The organism is Mesorhizobium sp. M0563 (genome assembly GCF_040321065.1).
In the GTDB taxonomy this organism is placed as follows: domain Bacteria; phylum Pseudomonadota; class Alphaproteobacteria; order Rhizobiales; family Rhizobiaceae; genus Mesorhizobium.
Genome location: NZ_JAMYQV010000013.1, coordinates 90389 through 105227, shown reverse-complemented (window position 1 = coordinate 105227; position 14839 = coordinate 90389). Strand labels below are relative to the sequence as shown.

At 62.9% G+C, this 14839-nt stretch carries 19 protein-coding genes; 10 read left to right on the top strand and 9 right to left on the bottom strand.

The genetic code is table 11. The annotated features are described in order from the left end of the window. Window positions 1-67: 67 nt before the first annotated feature. A complete protein-coding gene (locus NKI50_RS17940; protein WP_352640383.1) occupies window positions 68-874 on the top strand; it encodes an undecaprenyl-diphosphate phosphatase in 807 nt (268 codons plus the stop codon). A 93-nt stretch (window positions 875-967) separates the two neighbouring features. Beyond that, window positions 968-2203 carry a flavin-containing monooxygenase gene (locus NKI50_RS17935; protein WP_352717225.1) on the top strand — a complete coding sequence of 412 codons (1236 nt, stop codon included), beginning with the start codon at window positions 968-970 and terminating at the stop codon, window positions 2201-2203. A gap of 114 nt (window positions 2204-2317) precedes the next feature. Here NKI50_RS17935 and NKI50_RS17930 read toward each other — a convergent pair whose 3' ends face one another. The 4 genes from NKI50_RS17930 to rsmI all read right to left on the bottom strand — a co-directional run bounded on the left by NKI50_RS17930 (window position 2318) and on the right by rsmI (window position 5187). Continuing rightward, window positions 2318-2593 (bottom strand): metallothionein, encoded by a 276-nt coding sequence (locus NKI50_RS17930; RefSeq protein ID WP_352495436.1) that lies wholly within the window; start codon window positions 2591-2593, stop codon window positions 2318-2320. Window positions 2594-2637: 44 nt separating this feature from the next. Continuing rightward, window positions 2638-3597: a complex I NDUFA9 subunit family protein gene (locus NKI50_RS17925; RefSeq protein ID WP_352640381.1), complete on the bottom strand. Its 960-nt coding sequence runs from the start codon at window positions 3595-3597 to the stop codon at window positions 2638-2640. A 293-nt stretch (window positions 3598-3890) separates the two neighbouring features. Further along, window positions 3891-4268: a YraN family protein gene (locus NKI50_RS17915; protein WP_352640380.1), complete on the bottom strand. Its 378-nt coding sequence runs from the start codon at window positions 4266-4268 to the stop codon at window positions 3891-3893. Further along, window positions 4261-5187: a 16S rRNA (cytidine(1402)-2'-O)-methyltransferase gene (gene rsmI, locus NKI50_RS17910; RefSeq protein ID WP_352640379.1), complete on the bottom strand. Its 927-nt coding sequence runs from the start codon at window positions 5185-5187 to the stop codon at window positions 4261-4263. The genes NKI50_RS17915 and rsmI overlap by 8 nt, the downstream gene beginning before the upstream one ends. Window positions 5188-5362: 175 nt before the next feature. Between rsmI and NKI50_RS17905 the strand changes: the two genes are divergently transcribed. Together NKI50_RS17905 and NKI50_RS17900 are read left to right on the top strand one after the other, a co-directional pair. Further along, window positions 5363-5545, top strand: a complete 183-nt coding sequence (locus tag NKI50_RS17905) for a hypothetical protein (RefSeq protein WP_352640378.1) — start codon at window positions 5363-5365, stop codon at window positions 5543-5545. A gap of 7 nt (window positions 5546-5552) precedes the next feature. After that, window positions 5553-5741 carry a hypothetical protein gene (locus NKI50_RS17900; protein WP_352640377.1) on the top strand — a complete coding sequence of 63 codons (189 nt, stop codon included), beginning with the start codon at window positions 5553-5555 and terminating at the stop codon, window positions 5739-5741. Window positions 5742-5926: 185 nt separating this feature from the next. On the opposite strand, the gene NKI50_RS17895 is transcribed toward NKI50_RS17900, so the two are convergent. Genes NKI50_RS17895 through rph form a run of 5 tightly spaced genes read right to left on the bottom strand, consistent with a single transcriptional unit; the run spans window position 5927 to window position 9235 of the window. Continuing rightward, window positions 5927-6247, bottom strand: coding sequence for a low molecular weight protein tyrosine phosphatase family protein (locus NKI50_RS17895; protein ID WP_352640376.1), 321 nt, complete (start codon window positions 6245-6247; stop codon window positions 5927-5929). Window positions 6248-6252: 5 nt separating this feature from the next. Next, a complete protein-coding gene (hemW, locus tag NKI50_RS17890; RefSeq protein ID WP_023718836.1) occupies window positions 6253-7416 on the bottom strand; it encodes a radical SAM family heme chaperone HemW in 1164 nt (387 codons plus the stop codon). Beyond that, window positions 7413-8075 carry an RdgB/HAM1 family non-canonical purine NTP pyrophosphatase gene (rdgB, locus tag NKI50_RS17885; RefSeq protein ID WP_352592289.1) on the bottom strand — a complete coding sequence of 221 codons (663 nt, stop codon included), beginning with the start codon at window positions 8073-8075 and terminating at the stop codon, window positions 7413-7415. Before rdgB ends, hemW begins: the two co-directional genes overlap by 4 nt. Then, complete coding sequence (locus NKI50_RS17880; protein WP_023718838.1) at window positions 8075-8485, bottom strand: VOC family protein; 411 nt, start codon at window positions 8483-8485, stop codon at window positions 8075-8077. Before NKI50_RS17880 ends, rdgB begins: the two co-directional genes overlap by 1 nt. A 33-nt stretch (window positions 8486-8518) precedes the next feature. Then, window positions 8519-9235: a ribonuclease PH gene (gene rph / locus NKI50_RS17875; RefSeq protein WP_023718839.1), complete on the bottom strand. Its 717-nt coding sequence runs from the start codon at window positions 9233-9235 to the stop codon at window positions 8519-8521. A 136-nt stretch (window positions 9236-9371) separates the two neighbouring features. Between rph and hrcA the strand changes: the two genes are divergently transcribed. From hrcA to NKI50_RS17845, 6 genes are all read left to right on the top strand, one after another. Then, the gene (gene hrcA / locus NKI50_RS17870) at window positions 9372-10484 is read left to right on the top strand and encodes a heat-inducible transcriptional repressor HrcA (RefSeq protein WP_352481369.1); all 1113 of its coding nucleotides are present in this window, start codon (window positions 9372-9374) and stop codon (window positions 10482-10484) included. Between the two features lie 33 nt (window positions 10485-10517). Beyond that, complete coding sequence (locus NKI50_RS17865; RefSeq protein WP_023718841.1) at window positions 10518-10715, top strand: hypothetical protein; 198 nt, start codon at window positions 10518-10520, stop codon at window positions 10713-10715. A 101-nt stretch (window positions 10716-10816) separates the two neighbouring features. Further along, the gene (locus tag NKI50_RS17860) at window positions 10817-12172 is read left to right on the top strand and encodes a PQQ-dependent sugar dehydrogenase (RefSeq protein WP_352640375.1); all 1356 of its coding nucleotides are present in this window, start codon (window positions 10817-10819) and stop codon (window positions 12170-12172) included. Window positions 12173-12259: 87 nt separating this feature from the next. After that, window positions 12260-12877 carry a LysE family translocator gene (locus tag NKI50_RS17855; protein ID WP_352640374.1) on the top strand — a complete coding sequence of 206 codons (618 nt, stop codon included), beginning with the start codon at window positions 12260-12262 and terminating at the stop codon, window positions 12875-12877. 165 nt (window positions 12878-13042) lie between these two features. Further along, on the top strand, window positions 13043-14023 hold the full coding sequence (gene cysK, locus NKI50_RS17850) for a cysteine synthase A (protein WP_023718844.1): 981 nt from the start codon (window positions 13043-13045) through the stop codon (window positions 14021-14023). A 184-nt stretch (window positions 14024-14207) separates the two neighbouring features. Further along, window positions 14208-14831, top strand: coding sequence for a glutathione S-transferase family protein (locus tag NKI50_RS17845; protein ID WP_023718845.1), 624 nt, complete (start codon window positions 14208-14210; stop codon window positions 14829-14831). Window positions 14832-14839 lie beyond the last annotated feature (8 nt).

The window sequence follows — 14839 nt, the reverse complement described above, 5'->3', positions numbered from 1 at the left end:
AGGGGGAGTTCCGCGCCGTGACAAGCAAGCCGTTTTCTCAAGCCCTCCCTCCAACGCCGAGGTTGCCATGGAAAGCCAGACCGTCGTCGAAGCGCTGCTGCTCGGCATGCTCGAGGGCCTGACCGAGTTTATTCCGGTGTCTTCGACCGGTCATATCCTGCTCGCCGGCCATTTCCTCGGCTTTCATTCGACCGGCAAGGCCTTCGAGATCCTGATCCAGCTCGGCGCCATATTGGCGATCCTCAGCGTCTATTTCCGCCGGCTCTGGAAGATGCTGCTCGAACTGCCATACGATCGGCTGACGCGGCATTTCGTCCTTGGCATTCTCATCGCGTTCCTGCCGGCGGCCGTCGTCGGCGCGCTGGCGCATGATTTCATCAAGACGGTGCTGTTCGAATCGCCGCGGCTGATCTGCATCATGCTCATCATCGGCGGCGTCATCCTGCTGCTGGTCGATCGCATGAAGCCGAAGCCATATTACCACGATGTCGAACGGTTCCCGACCAGGCTCTATCTGCAGATCGGGCTGTTCCAGTGCTTGTCGCTGATCCCCGGCACATCGCGCTCGGGTTCGACCATCGTCGGCGCGCTGCTGCTCGGGGTTGACAAACGGGCGGCGGCAGAATTCTCCTTCTTCCTTGCCATACCGACCATGGTCGGTGCCTTCGCCTTCGACCTGTTCAAGAACCGCAATGTGCTGAGCAGTGCCGACCTGCCCATCATCGCCGTCGGCTTCGTTGCCGCCTTCGTCACGGCATTGATCGTCGTGCGCTTCCTGCTCGACTACGTTTCGCGCCACGGCTATGCGCTGTTCGGCTGGTGGCGGCTGGTCGTGGGCATCGTCGGCCTGACGGGGCTGGCAATCTGGGGGTGAGCGGCGCGGATAGCGCAATTCCAGCCGGAACTCTATTCTTGCCCCAAGCCGAGCCATACGATCTTGTGGACGTATGGTTGGCAGGGGGAATGCATGAGCGAAGTTCTTGACGCCCTCGTTGTTGGCGCCGGGCCGGCGGGGCTCGGCGTCAGCTATTTCTTGAAACGGCAGGGCTGTGACCACCTTGTGCTCGATCGAGGCCGGATCGGCGAAACGTGGCGAACGCAGCGATGGAACTCGTTTCGACTGAATTCGCCGACCATTCGCTCCATCTTACCCGGTGATTCCTACGAGGGGCCCGAGCCCTGGGGCGCGATAACCCACCACGAATTTGTCGCGTATCTCGAAGGCTATGCCGAGCGGCACCGCCTGCCGGTAAGCACCCAAACTCCGGTTCAAGAGCTGACGAGAGACGACGGGATCTTTCGCGTCACTACGGCGGCTCGTGGCGTGCTTCTGGCGCGCAATGTGGTGATCGCCACCGGCGACCAGAACCGACAGGTCCGGCCACCAGGGTCGGCGGACTTGCCGGCGGCAGTACGCCAAGTCGATTCTTCGGCTTATCGCAACCCGGCCGAGTTCGAGAATGGCGCGGTGCTGGTGGTCGGCAGCGGCCAGTCGGGCGGCCAGATCGCCGAGGATCTGGCGTTGGCCGGACGTGCGGTCTTTTTGGCGACCAGTCGCAACGGCCGTTGGGTGCGGCGCTACCGCGGGGGCAACATACTTAAATGGCTGACGCTGTCCGGTTTTCTCGACGTTCCGCGCAAGGAACTCGTCCTCCCCTCCGGCAAGCTGCAGGCCCGCGCGCTGGTCGGCGCGACCCATACGATCAGCCTGCAATCGCTGAGTGCACAGGGCGTGGTGCTGCTCGGCCGCTTCAACGGCATGGAGAATGGCAACCTCGTCTTCGGCGACGAGCTCGACGACCATATGCGATTTGCCGACGAGGTTTCGGCGAATGCCAAGCGCCTGGTTGACGAGTATATCGAGCGCGCCGGCCTTGATGTGCCCCTGGCCGAGGACGATCCAGGCGAGACGATTGAACCGCGCTTGCCTGATCCGCCGATCCGCTCCATCGACTGGACGGCAAGCGGTATCACATCAGTGATCTGGTGCACGGGCTTCACCGGCGATTTCTCATGGGTTCGGCTTCCTGGCGCCCTCGATGCAGCCGGCCAGCCCATCCACGAGGACGGGGTCGGCGCTATTCCTGGCCTCTTTTTCGCCGGCCTCGATTTCGGGTCGACACGGAAATCGGGCACCATACCGGCTATTCCAGAGGAGGCGGCCGGCATTGTGGAGCGACTTGTCCAGGTGCGGCGGCCTTGACCTCGGCGCGTCTTGACCTCGGCTGGCGTCGTCGGGCTGACAGCACTGGCCATATGGGTGTGAGCCGGCGCAGTCATTCGGAATGGTCGCCCTGGAGACGCCAAAGGAGGTGCATCAAGGCGCGCGATCGGTCAGCGCGCTCGCACCTTCCTCAGCGGCGCAATGTGCGCAGCAGTAGATGATGTCATCCTGTTCGACGCCATGTCCGATGATCCGGCATCCGCAATGCGGACACGTCGGAGCAAGTTTCTGGACCGCGCATTCGAAGCTGTCGAATGTGTAGGTCTCCTCGGCCATCGTCACTTTGAAAGCCTTGTCGTAGTCATTCCCGCATTGATCGCATCTGGCCATGGTTCTTTTCCTTCTTTCATTGGCTTCAAGCTCGACCAACCTGTCGCGCGGCGATAGGTTCCCGCCAGGATCAGAGGGCCGTCCTAAGGCGGAGACGAGCGCGAGCCTACGCCACGGCGCTGTTCGATCACGCGGATCACCTCGTCGATATCCCGCGGCTCGATGTCGAGTTCCTTCAGGCCCGGCGCGTCGATTGCTGCCACATTATCCTGACGCATAAGATCGATCTGGTTGCGCGTTATGGGGGCAGCCGGGAGGAGTTCCGCGACGCCAGCCAAGGCGTTCCATACAGCAAACGGCACCGGCATCAGCTTTACGTGCGTATCGAGCTGTCGGGCGATCTCCCGAAGCAATTCCTTATAGGTATAGATACGCGGGCCCCCGAATTCGAATATGGATGAACCCTTGTGGCTTCGCCCGTCGATCAGCCGGCTCACTGCTTCCGCGACGTCGGCCACATAGACCGGCTGAAGCCGTGTGCCACCATCGCCGAACAGCGGATAGACCGGCAGGAGGCGTATCAGCCTCACAATGGTCGTGAGGAAAGCGTCGTCAGGTCCTGTCATGACGGCGGGACGCACAATGAAAGCGCCGGGAAATGCGTTTCCCACGGCAACTTCTCCGCGCCCACGTGCCCTTATATAATTCGAATCCGATTGAGGATCGGAGCCGATCCCTGAAATCTGGACGAACTGATCGATCTCGACCTTGCGCGACACGGCAGCGAGATCCGCCGCGGCTTTCACATGGACGCGTTCAAAGGTCTGGACGCCCTGCTCGACGTAAAGACTGACAGCATTCACGACCGCCTGTGATCCGGTAATGGCCGACCCGATCGAGGACGCATCCAATATATCCGCCTCGACTGCTTCGGGCATCCTTGTAATCGAGGAAAAGACCAGGGCCACGCGAGCCGGATGGCGAGATGCGGCGCGCACCGTGAAACCCCTTTCCAGGAGCCGCGTCACGATCCTGCGCCCGAGAAAGCCAGTTCCGCCGAACACGGTGACGATCCGTTCCTGGTTGAGATCGTCGGGATCCATTTGCCTCGCCATCCCTTGTCCTCGCATGCTGCCACGAGGACTGCCCTGATCGGCATTTGAACCAGCCCGTCGAACATCAGGACGGTTGGAGAACAACGCAGGAACGCTTTTGTTCCAGTCAGTGCTGGGCGGCGACCAGGTCGACAAACCGATCGATTGAGCGAATCCAGATGAGCGTCGGCACATGATCCAGGCAGCAAATGGCGCTACTTGCTTGTTCCCATCGACGAGACGACAGGCAATCGAATCTGAACCGGAGATCGCGGCAAAACCGACCCCACCTCGGGAATGACCTAGTTCCCCCCGTAAAAAACGTTCTCGACATGCACCGGCCAGCGCCACGGCAATACCGCCACCATGTCGAAGCGCACCGATAATTTTCCGTAGTCGGATTGGCGCGACAGCCAGAAATCGGCCGCGCCTTCGATGCGGCGCTCCGATTCGCGGCCGACGGCCTCCATCGCCTCGATCAGCGTACGGCGTGCCTTGACCTCGACGATCAGCACCAAATCGCCACGCCGCGCGATCAGGTCGATCTCGCCAAACCTGGTACGGTGGCGGCGGGCAAGAATCCGGTAGCCCTTCAGCATCAGCGCCGCCGCCGCCAGCCATTCACCGTGATGGCCGCGCCGGTAGGCCTTTTGCCGGCTGGCGCTCGGCCGTTCAGCCATCGCCGTCTCCGCCGGCCCCGTCTCTTCCGGCATTCCTGAGGTCGAGCAGCCGTCGGTAGAGCGTCTGTTTTTGGCCACCCGTCATCTTGGCGGCTTCCGCCGCCGCCTTGGAGGCCGGCATCTCGGCGGCCAGCGAAAGCAGCAGCCGGTCGATGTCTTCAGGCTCATCAGCGACCGCATCGGCCGGGCCGACGCAGATGACGATTTCGCCCTTAGGCGTATCGGCTGCCGCGTAATGGCCGGCGAGTGACTGCAGGGTGCCGGTCCGCATCTCCTCGAAAGTCTTGGTCAGCTCGCGGCCGATCGCCGCCTTGCGGGCGCCGCCCAGCACCTCGACCATGGCACTGAGCGTCTCGGCCAGCCGGCGCGGCGATTCGAAGAAGATCAACGTTGCCGGCACCGCCTTCAGCGCTTCCAGCCGCGTCAGCCGCTGGCCGGTCTTCACCGGCAGGAAGCCGGCAAACAGAAAGGCGTCCGAAGGCAGGCCGGATGCCGTCAGAGCGGCAAGTGGCGCCGACGGTCCGGGGATCGGCACGACACGAATGCCGCGTTCCAGCGCCTCGCCAACCAGCCGGTAGCCGGGATCGGAGATGAGCGGCGTGCCGGCATCAGAGATCAGCGCTACGCTCTGCCCGGCCAGCAGTGCCGCGACCAGCTTCGGCCCGGCCTCGGCGGCATTGTGCTCGTGATAGGCGGTGGTGCGGCGGCGGATGCCGTAGCGGTCGAGCAGGACGCGCGAAACACGCGTGTCCTCGCAGGCGACGATATCTGCGGCGGCGAGCGTTTCCAGCGCGCGCAGCGTGATGTCGGCGAGATTGCCGATCGGCGTAGCCACCAGATAGAGCGCCGGCTCGAGCGGCCGGGTGGCGATCTCGGTCTGCCCGACCACATAACTGCGTTTGGCCAATTCGCCGGTCACCTGCACAACTCCGTTCGACCCTGTTTGGCACGGCTCATGCCTGGTTGCAAAAGCCTGAGTTGCAAACGCCCGGTTCCAAACGGGGTCCCGACGTGAACCGGCCGCCATGCCTTTGCCATAGTAGGGAACGAAACCGTTGCCGGCGAATTTTAACCCTGATCTCGGGAGGAGCAGGATGGACAGCCTGACGATACAGGACGTTTTCGAACCCTATTATGCCGGCCGCAAGCGCTTCGCCGCGCCAGGCGACAAGAGCCTGCGTGGCAACGCGGATGGCGAGGCCAGGAAACCGCTCGCGCGCCAGCCATTGGCAGAGAGCAAGCGCGTAACCGAAACCGACAGCACGACGGAGCACTGACCGGACGATGCCCAATCGCTTCGATATTTTCATCACCCGTCTCGAAACAAAAAGCGCCCGCGATGGCGCAGCATCACATCCCACAGGCGACCAGCACCGTGCCCCGCGCGACAAGAGCGAGATCAAGCAGACCCGCTCCGGAGAAGCGCATGCCGAGAAGGACCGCGGCAAGCGTCGTTTCAAGCACGACGCTTGATCCCCTTTTCGTCATCCTGGGGCGGAGCAAGGAGCGCAGCGACGCGGCGCAGACCCCAGGATCCATGCCGTAACATTCAAGCGTTTCGACAGTTCAGAATTCTACCGCAGCATTCTTCGACAAGGGTAGCGGCATGGATCCTCGGGTCAAGCCCGAGCATGACGAAGGCGCGGGTAGCGCAGCCTTCAGAGATATCGCGACACCTTCACCGCCAGCAACCGGACCAGTTCCTGGTCCATGAATTCATAGTCGTCGGGAATATCGAGGCAGATCACGCGAGCCTTCCTTAGACTGGCCCTGAATTTCCGCTGCAGTTTGCCGCGGTGCGCCTTTTCCATCACGAAGATGATATCGGCCCAGGCGATGAGTTCGTGCGTCAACGGAGTGTCGGCATCGTGATTGGTGCCGGCTGAAGCGACCTCGATGTCCCTGCGACCGGAAAACACCTGCTCCGCCGTCGGGCTGCGCAAGCGATTCTGGCTGCAGACGAAGAGAACGTTCTTCACCGGTACTATCTGGCCAAATCCGCCACGACCGCATCGAGCACGATCATGCCGGCCGGCGTGGCGCGCAGGCGGGCATTGCCGATCGGCGCCACCAAGCCTTCGTCCTGCAGCACCGACAGCCGTGCCGTCGACAGGCCGCGCCCTGAAAACGCCTCGTAGCGGGAAAGGTCGATGCCTTCCGCCAGCCTCAGCCCCATCAGCAGGAACTCGTCGGCTTCTTCCGATCGCGTCAGGATCTCGCCGCCGGTGACGCCATGGCCCTTGGCCTCGACCAGATTGGCCCAGGTCTCCGGCATTTTCTCGGCGATTGTCACCACGCGCCGCCCGCTCTCGACGAAACGGCCATGCGCGCCGGGACCGACGCCGACATATTCGCCATAGCGCCAGTAGGTGAGATTGTGCCGGCTTTCGGCGCCGGGCCTAGCGTGGTTGGAAATCTCGTAGGCCGGCAGTCCGTGCGCGGCGGTGATCTCCTGCGTCAACGCATAGAGATCGGCGGCAACATCATTGTCTGGAATGATGAATTTCCTTGCCGCATGCAGTGCATGGAACGGCGTGCCTTCCTCTATGGTCAGCTGGTACAGCGACAGATGGTCGGCGGCGTGGCCGATCGCCTGCTCGAGTTCCGTCTGCCACGCTTCAGGCGTCTGGTCCGGCCGCGCGTAGATCAGGTCGAACGACAACCGTGGGAAAATCTCGCGCGCCAGGCCGATCGCATGCAGGGCCTCATCGACATTGTGCAAACGGCCGAGAAAGCGCAGATCCTTGTCGTTCAGCGCCTGCACGCCAAGCGACACCCGGTTGACGCCCGCCGCGCGATAGCCGCGAAAGCGCTCGGCCTCGACCGAGGAAGGATTGGCCTCCAGCGTCACCTCGATGCCATCTGGTACCGTCCAGTTCTTCGCCACGGCATCCAGCACCGCCGCCACGGTCTGCGGCTTCATCAGCGACGGCGTACCGCCACCGAGAAAGATGCTTGTCACCTCGCGCGGCCCGGTGCGGCCGCGCATGGTCGCCAGCTCGGCCTCGAAGGCGCGCGCAAAACGCTCCTGGTCGACCGGCTGGTGGCGGACATGGCTGTTGAAGTCGCAATAGGGGCACTTGGCCGCGCAGAACGGCCAGTGGATGTAGACGCCAAAACCCGGGCTGCGGTCGAGCAGCATGGTCATGCGGCGGCCAATCGGGCTTGCGCGAATTTCTGGAAGGCGCGGGCGCGGTGCGACAATGCTGTCGGCTGGCCGGGCTTCCAGCCATGTTTTTCCTCCGCGCTCATCTCGCCGAAGGTCTTTTCGAACCCATTGGGCAAGAACACCGGGTCGTAGCCGAAGCCGAGTTCGCCGCGCGGCGGCCATACCAGCGTACCCTCGACCTCGCCGCGAAAATATTCAGCTTGGCCGTCGGGAAAGGCCAGGCAGATGACCGCGACAAAGCGGCCCTTGCGCTGAGCAGGCGCGATCGCGCCAACTTCCTGCAAGGCCACTTCCGTGCGCTGCATGGCCATGCCGAAGTCGCGGGGGCCGTCCGGCGTCTCGGCCCAGTTGGCAGTGTAGACGCCGGGTGCGCCGTCGAGCGCATCGACACATAGGCCGGAATCGTCCGACAGCGCCGGCAATCCAGTGGCCTTGGCAGCGGCCAAGGCTTTTATGAGCGCGTTCTCCTCGAAAGTGGTGCCGGTCTCGTCCGGTTCCGGCAGGCCGTACTCCTTGGCCGACTTCGCTTCTATGCCGAACGGCGCCATCAGATCGGCGAATTCGCGCAATTTGCCGGCATTGTGGCTTGCGACGACGATCTTATGCCCATCAAGCGAATGAACAGTTGGCGAATGCATCAGATGCCCCAAATTCTTGGCTCGGCGAATTCGATCGAATTGCCCGAGGGGTCGCGAATATAGATCGAGCGGCCGCCTTGCGGCCACTCGAACTCGCTTTCGATGGCGATGCTCTTTGCTTCCAGGTGCGCTTTCCAGCGCACGATCTCGTCGGCGCTTGCGGCGAAACAGAGATGGCCCTCGCCGACCGCGCCATGCGGCGGCACTGGCAGCCTGGCGTCGGCCGGCGGCGGCACTTTCGTCGCCTCGGCATTGAAGATAAGCAGCACGCCGTCGCCGCAGCGGAAGAAGAGATGCCTGCCCTCGACCTTGCCGAGCGGATCGAGCCCGAGGACGCCCGAATAGAACCGTTCCGCGGCAGCGAGATCCGTCACGTAGAGTGCTGATTCCAGGATTGCGGAAGGAGTCACAGGATCGTCACCCTCATCGTCATAACCTGAAGATCAGTCCACCGCCATCTGCTGCAGGCTGACCAGGCGCTGAATGCCTTTCTTGGCCAGCCCCATCAAGGCCGCGAACTGCTCTTCCGAGAACGGTTCGCCCTCGGCCGTGCCCTGGATCTCGACGATGCCGCCCTTGCCGGTCATGACGAAATTGGCGTCGGTTCCGGCCGAGGAATCCTCGATATAGTCAAGGTCGATGACCGGCTGACCATCATGGATGCCGCAGGAGATCGCCGCAACGTGATCCTTCAGCACCTTGCCCAGGCTCGCCATTTGGCGGGCTTCCATCCAGCGCAGGCAATCGTAAAGCGCCACCCAGCCGCCGGTGATCGAAGCGGTGCGCGTGCCGCCATCGGCCTGGATCACATCACAGTCGACGGTGATCTGCTGCTCGCCGAGCGCCTGCAGATCGACCACGGCGCGCAGGGAGCGGCCGATCAGCCGCTGGATCTCCAGCGTGCGGCCGCCTTGTTTGCCGGCCGAAGCCTCGCGGCGCATGCGCTCGCCGGTCGAACGCGGCAGCATGCCGTATTCCGCCGTCACCCAGCCCTTACCGGAGTTGCGCATCCAACCCGGCACCTTTTCCTCCAGGCTGGCCGTGCACAACACATGCGTGTCGCCGAACTTCACCAGGCACGAGCCTTCCGCATGCTTGGAGACGCCGCGCTCGAAGGAGATGGGGCGCATTTCGTCGAACTGGCGTTTGGAAGGGCGCATTCAGGCTTCTTTCTTTCTTTCTTCGGGATCTTGGCCGGCTTGTAGCCGCACGGGGCGTGAGGCGCAAAGGAAAATGGACCGGTTGCGCCGACGTCGCGGAAGTCTATATCTTCGGGCCGGAGGTTTTTGGCTCGAAATGACCAAGGCAGTCGATCCCGGTTCGCAATCGCACGTGCTCCCGTCGCACGCGCTGCAATCGCCCGCGCTTCAATCGCTCGACATGCGTTCGCGCGACATCTTCCGGCGCATCGTCGATTCTTATCTGAGGGATGGCGAGCCGGTCGGCTCGCGCAGCCTGTCGCGCATCCTGCCGTCGTCGCTATCGCCGGCCACCATCCGCAACGTGATGAGCGACCTCGAGCATCTCGGCCTGATCTATGCGCCGCATATTTCGGCCGGCCGTCTGCCGACCCAGGCTGGCCTGCGCTTCTTCGTCGATGCGTTCATGGAACTCGGTGACCTCTCCGACGAGGAGCGCCGCACCATCGAGGCGCAGGTGCGCGCCTCCGGCTCGGGCGCGACGCTGGAGCATATGCTGACCGAGGCCAGCCAGATGCTGTCCGGCATGTCGCGCGGCGCCGGCCTCGTGCTCGCCGCCAAGAACGAGGTGGCGCTGAAGCACATCGAATTCATCCAGCTCGAGCCGACCAAGGCGTTGGCCGTGCTGGTCTCGCAGAACGGCGACGTCGAAAATCGCGTCGTCGATCTGCCCGCCGGCATCACCGTCTCGCAATTGCACGAAGCCTCCAATTTCCTCAACGCCCATATTCGCGGCCGCACCCTGGCCGAAGCGCGGGTCGAGATCGCCCGCATCAAGGAAGAGACCAGGGCAGCCCTCGATACGCTTTCACAGGATCTGGTCGAGAAGGGCCTGGCGGTCTGGGCAGGCGCCGAAAGCGGGGTGCCTGGGCGGCTTATCGTGCGCGGCCGCGCCAATCTCCTGGAAAACGTCACTGCCCAGGCCGACATCGAATTGCTGCGGCATCTCTTCGAGGATCTCGAAACCCAGGACGGACTGATCCAGCTCCTCGACCTCGCCGAGGAGGGCCCGGGCGTGCGCATCTTCATCGGTTCGGAAAACAAGCTGTTTTCTCTGTCGGGCTCATCACTGGTGGTGGCACCCTATCGCGACAAGGACGCCCGCGTCGTCGGTGCGCTCGGCGTCATCGGGCCGACGCGGCTGAATTATGCGCGCATAGTACCGATGGTCGACTATACCGCGCAGCTGATTTCGCGCATGCTGCGCTAGGAGCCGCCGCGGCCTGCCGCAAGGAGAAAAAGAATGGCGCTGGAATCGTTCAAGGCCCAGATCAGCCTGCTGCTCGAAGAAATGATCAACCAGCCAGAGGATCAGCACGAGGTGCAAGAGCAGTTGCGCGAGAAGCTGCAAGAGATGCGGGCCATGGGCTTGCCGCTGCCGGCCGATCTGGTCGCGCTGGAAAAGCGCCTCGACGACGATTTCTACGCCGCCGGCAAGTGAATCGGGGTTCGGCTTCAAATCCTCGTGTGCTGGACGGCCGCTTGGAACGACCAATGCCTCATCCCGTTTGCCCTTTTCGAGGCGAATCCCGGAGGACGTTGATGATCCGATCTGGCGGCTTTGCGGCCATTGCCGCTGCTCTCCTTGTTGCGACACCGGCAGCCGCCCAGCAGGCGGATCAGAAGGTGCTCAAAGGCGAAGCCGCTTTTGGCGATTGGCACGCCGACAGGCCTGGCACCCGCCGCCTGATCGGGCCGCAAGACATGCCGCCAGCCGATCCCGCCCAATCCGCGTCGAACGGCGCCGGCGTGGCGGAACTGCCCGAAAGCGCCAAGCCAGATTTGCCGCCGGGCTTTTCGGCCGAACTGATCGCATCCGGCATCGTCAATCCGCGCGTCGTGCGCGTCGCTCCGAATGGCGACCTGTTCGTTGCCAACAGCCATGCCGACCAGATACGTGTCTATCGTCTCGCCGAGGGCAGCGCCAAGCCCATCGAGAAAGCGATCTTCGCCAAGCGGCTCAGTTATCCCTACGGCATCGCCTTCTATCCGCCAGGAGACAAGCCGCAATGGGTCTATGTCGCAAACAGCGACAGCATCGTCCGCTTTCCTTATCGCGACGGTGACCTGAAGGCATCCGGTAAACCAGAAACCATTGTCGCCAAAATCCCGTCGGGCGGTCACACGACCCGCGACATCGCCTTCTCGCCGGACGGCAAGACGCTTTATCTGTCGGTTGGCTCCGCCTCGAACGTCGCCGAGGACATAGGCAAGGAGCCGGATAGCGGCCTCGACGCCTGGGCCAAATCAAAGCCGCTCGGGGCGGCCTGGGGCTCCGAGGACGGCCGTGCCGATGTGCTCGCCTTCGATCCGGATGGGAAAAATCCCCGAACTGTCGCCACCGGCCTGCGCAACTGTACGGGCATGACCGTGCAGCCCGCCACCGGCGCATTGTGGTGCGTCGTCAATGAGCGCGACGAACTCGGCGACAATGTGCCGTTCGAATTTGCAACTGTAGTCAAGGACGGCGGATTCTATGGTTGGCCTTGGTACTACATCGGCAATCACGAGGATCCGCGCCATCAGGGCGAGCGGCCCGACCTAGCCGGCAAGGCCACTGTCCCGGACGTACTGATGCAGGCGCATTCGGCGCCGATGAATATAGCCTTCTACGACGGCAACAACTTCCCGGCGGATTATCAGGGTGACGCCTTCGTCACCATGCATGGTTCGTGGAATCGTGGCGCCAGGACCGGCTACAAGGTGGTGAGGCTCAAATTCAGGGATGGCAAGCCGACCGGCGAATATGAGGACTTCATGACCGGCTTCGTTATCTCGAACGACGCCGTCTGGGGCCGCCCGGTCGGTGTCGCGATGGCCAAGGACGGCTCGCTGATCGTCACCGAGGACGGCAACGGCACCATCTGGCGCGTTACCTACGAAGACGGCCGCTCTTGAACGGCGGTGTCGCCTGCTGCGCTGGCGCAATCGAATCCGGGCCGAGGGAATTCACCCAACTTCCACATTGTGCGACAAGAGCGAATCATGACGCTCACCGGGTTCCTCGCCTATAGTGCTGCCCTCGGCATCGCCGCAGCCATCCCCGGCCCCGGCGTCACCGCACTCGTTGCGCGTGCGCTGGGTTCCGGCTTCCGCTCGTCGCTGGCCATGTCCTTCGGGCTGATGCTCGGCGACCTGACGTATCTCACGGCCGTGGTGCTCGGCCTCGCTTTCGTCGCACAGACCTTTGGCATGATCTTTCTGGTCATCAAATGGCTGGGCGTCGCCTACCTCGCTTTTCTTGGCTGGCGTTTCTGGACGAACGGCATCACGCCCGAGACGGTGGAGGCGAAGAAAGGCAAGGGCGGCTTGGCATCCAGCTTTGTAGCCGGTCTCGCCGTCACGCTCGGCAATCCGAAGACGATGATCTTCTATCTAGCCATCACCCCGACCATCGTCGATCTGAAGACGATCACGCTGGCCGATTACGGCATCCTAGTCGCGCTCACGATCGTCGTCCTGCTTGTGGTGCTGGTGCCTTATCTGGCGCTCGCGGCCAAAGCGCGCTGGTTCCTGAAGTCGCCGCGGGCGCTGAGGGCACTCAACCGCACCGCCGCCGGTTTCATGATCGGGGCGGCGGCAGCTATCGCCGCCCGCCAATAGACCTCTTTCGCCAAGCCGGCCAGGAATTGTCACGCCTTTCCAAGGCGAGGGCATTCGGCACGAACTTCACTCGGATATTTTCGATCGACAGCCTATCTTGCGCGGCGGATGGCTCTATCTTATGCCCGCCCGACTCTTGCCGCTTGACCTCTGGGAGGAAAATCAATGAACAAGCCCGCCACCCCCACACACGTGCCCGGCCGCGGCCGCATCTACAATTCGATCACCGAGACGATCGGCGACACGCCGTTGGTGCGGCTCGACAAATTCGCCAGGGAGAAGGGTGTCGTCGCCAATCTGCTGGCCAAGCTCGAATTCTTCAACCCGATCGCCTCGGTCAAGGACCGCATCGGCGTGTCGATGATCGAGGCACTGGAGGCTTCTGGGAGGATTACGCCCGGCAAGACCACGCTTATCGAGCCGACCTCGGGCAATACCGGCATCGCGCTCGCCTTTGCCGCCGCCGCCAAAGGCTACAAGCTGATCCTGACGATGCCGGAAACCATGTCGGTCGAGCGCCGCAAAATGCTGGCGCTGCTCGGCGCCGAGCTGGTGCTGACCGAAGGGCCGAAAGGCATGAAGGGCGCCATCGCCAAGGCCGACGAGCTGGCCGCGACGCTGCCCGATGCCGTCATTCCGCAACAATTCGAGAACCCGGCCAATCCGGAAATCCATCGCCGCACCACAGCCGAGGAAATCTGGAACGACACCCATGGCGAAGTCGATATCTTCGTTGCCGGCATTGGAACCGGCGGCACCATCACCGGCGTCGGCCAGGTGCTGAAGAAGCGCAAGCCCTCGGTGCATGTCGTCGCCGTCGAGCCGGAGGCCTCGCCGGTACTGTCCGGCGGCCAACCCGGCCCGCACAAGATCCAGGGCATTGGCGCCGGCTTCGCACCAAAAATCCTCGACACGACGATTTACGACGAGATCGTCAAGGTCTCGAACGAGGATTCGGTCGCCAATGCACGGCTCGTCGCCCGTCTCGAAGGTGTACCGGTCGGCATCTCGTCGGGTGCCGCCCTGCAGGCGGCGATCGTCGTCGGCTCGCGGCCGGAGAACAAGGGCAAGAACCTCGTCGTCGTCATCCCCTCCTTCGCCGAGCGCTATCTCTCGACGATCCTGTTCGAGGGATTGGGCGCTTAGAGTCTGGACAGGAGTTTTTGGCCGGTTCGTAGCGATCCTTCGCGCTGCCCCTCCGGCATAAAAAGTTCTGTTTCGACGCTTCGGCGTGGACTGCTGAAAAACCACCTGTGGCGAGCGTCGTTCGCTTGAGCGGCGAGTCACTTCCATATCAAATCGTCGCTGCACCGGCAGGTGGATGGACTTCATGTACAAGCTCTATACGCGTGCCAATACCGGCGGCTTTGTCGTCGAGGCGGCGCTTGCTTTAGCGGGAGTGCCTTTCGACCAGATCGATGTTCCAAAAGGCCGACCCAACCAGGCCTTCCTCGACATCAATCCCTTGAACCAGGTCCCGGTCCTGGTCTTGCCGGACGGGCATTCGATGACCGAGTCGGCGGCAATCTGCATCCTGCTCGCCGAACGCTATCCGGAAGCAGCTCTAGCGCCGGCAGCGAACACACCTGACCGTGCCGACTTCCTGCGCTGGATGTTTTTCATGTCCTCCGTCATCTATTCGGCTGACCTGCGGTTCTTCTACGCTCATCGCTACACGACAGATCCCGGCGGCGTGGAAGCCGTCAAACAGGCGGCGGTCTCGGAAATGGATCGCGGCTTCGCCATTCTCGATGCCGCCCTCGAAGGCCGCGACTGGCTGGTCGGCGACCGGCTCTCGCTGGCCGACATCTATCTCGTCATGTTGGTGGCTTGGCATCCCGAGGTCGCGAAGATTCCAACCGCTTGGCCGAACATCGAACGCCTGTGGGCCAATTTGCGGGAACATCGGGTGATAAAGAGACTGAATGCTTCCCACGACATGTGGCCGGCCTAAGCACTCCG

Excerpts from the sequence above, each read along its gene's own strand:
- NKI50_RS17940 (WP_352640383.1), top strand. The coding sequence starts at position 68 with ATGGAAAGCCAGACCGTCGTCGAAGCGCTGCTGCTCGGCATGCTCGAG.
- NKI50_RS17935 (WP_352717225.1), top strand. The coding sequence starts at position 968 with ATGAGCGAAGTTCTTGACGCCCTCGTTGTTGGCGCCGGGCCGGCGGGG.
- NKI50_RS17925 (WP_352640381.1), bottom strand. The coding sequence starts at position 3,597 with ATGGATCCCGACGATCTCAACCAGGAACGGATCGTCACCGTGTTCGGC.
- NKI50_RS17915 (WP_352640380.1), bottom strand. The coding sequence starts at position 4,268 with ATGGCTGAACGGCCGAGCGCCAGCCGGCAAAAGGCCTACCGGCGCGGC.
- NKI50_RS17905 (WP_352640378.1), top strand. The coding sequence starts at position 5,363 with ATGGACAGCCTGACGATACAGGACGTTTTCGAACCCTATTATGCCGGC.
- NKI50_RS17900 (WP_352640377.1), top strand. The coding sequence starts at position 5,553 with ATGCCCAATCGCTTCGATATTTTCATCACCCGTCTCGAAACAAAAAGC.
- hemW (WP_023718836.1), bottom strand. The coding sequence starts at position 7,416 with ATGACCATGCTGCTCGACCGCAGCCCGGGTTTTGGCGTCTACATCCAC.
- rdgB (WP_352592289.1), bottom strand. The coding sequence starts at position 8,075 with ATGCATTCGCCAACTGTTCATTCGCTTGATGGGCATAAGATCGTCGTC.
- rph (WP_023718839.1), bottom strand. The coding sequence starts at position 9,235 with ATGCGCCCTTCCAAACGCCAGTTCGACGAAATGCGCCCCATCTCCTTC.
- hrcA (WP_352481369.1), top strand. The coding sequence starts at position 9,372 with ATGACCAAGGCAGTCGATCCCGGTTCGCAATCGCACGTGCTCCCGTCG.
- NKI50_RS17865 (WP_023718841.1), top strand. The coding sequence starts at position 10,518 with ATGGCGCTGGAATCGTTCAAGGCCCAGATCAGCCTGCTGCTCGAAGAA.
- NKI50_RS17860 (WP_352640375.1), top strand. The coding sequence starts at position 10,817 with ATGATCCGATCTGGCGGCTTTGCGGCCATTGCCGCTGCTCTCCTTGTT.
- NKI50_RS17855 (WP_352640374.1), top strand. The coding sequence starts at position 12,260 with ATGACGCTCACCGGGTTCCTCGCCTATAGTGCTGCCCTCGGCATCGCC.
- cysK (WP_023718844.1), top strand. The coding sequence starts at position 13,043 with ATGAACAAGCCCGCCACCCCCACACACGTGCCCGGCCGCGGCCGCATC.
- NKI50_RS17845 (WP_023718845.1), top strand. The coding sequence starts at position 14,208 with ATGTACAAGCTCTATACGCGTGCCAATACCGGCGGCTTTGTCGTCGAG.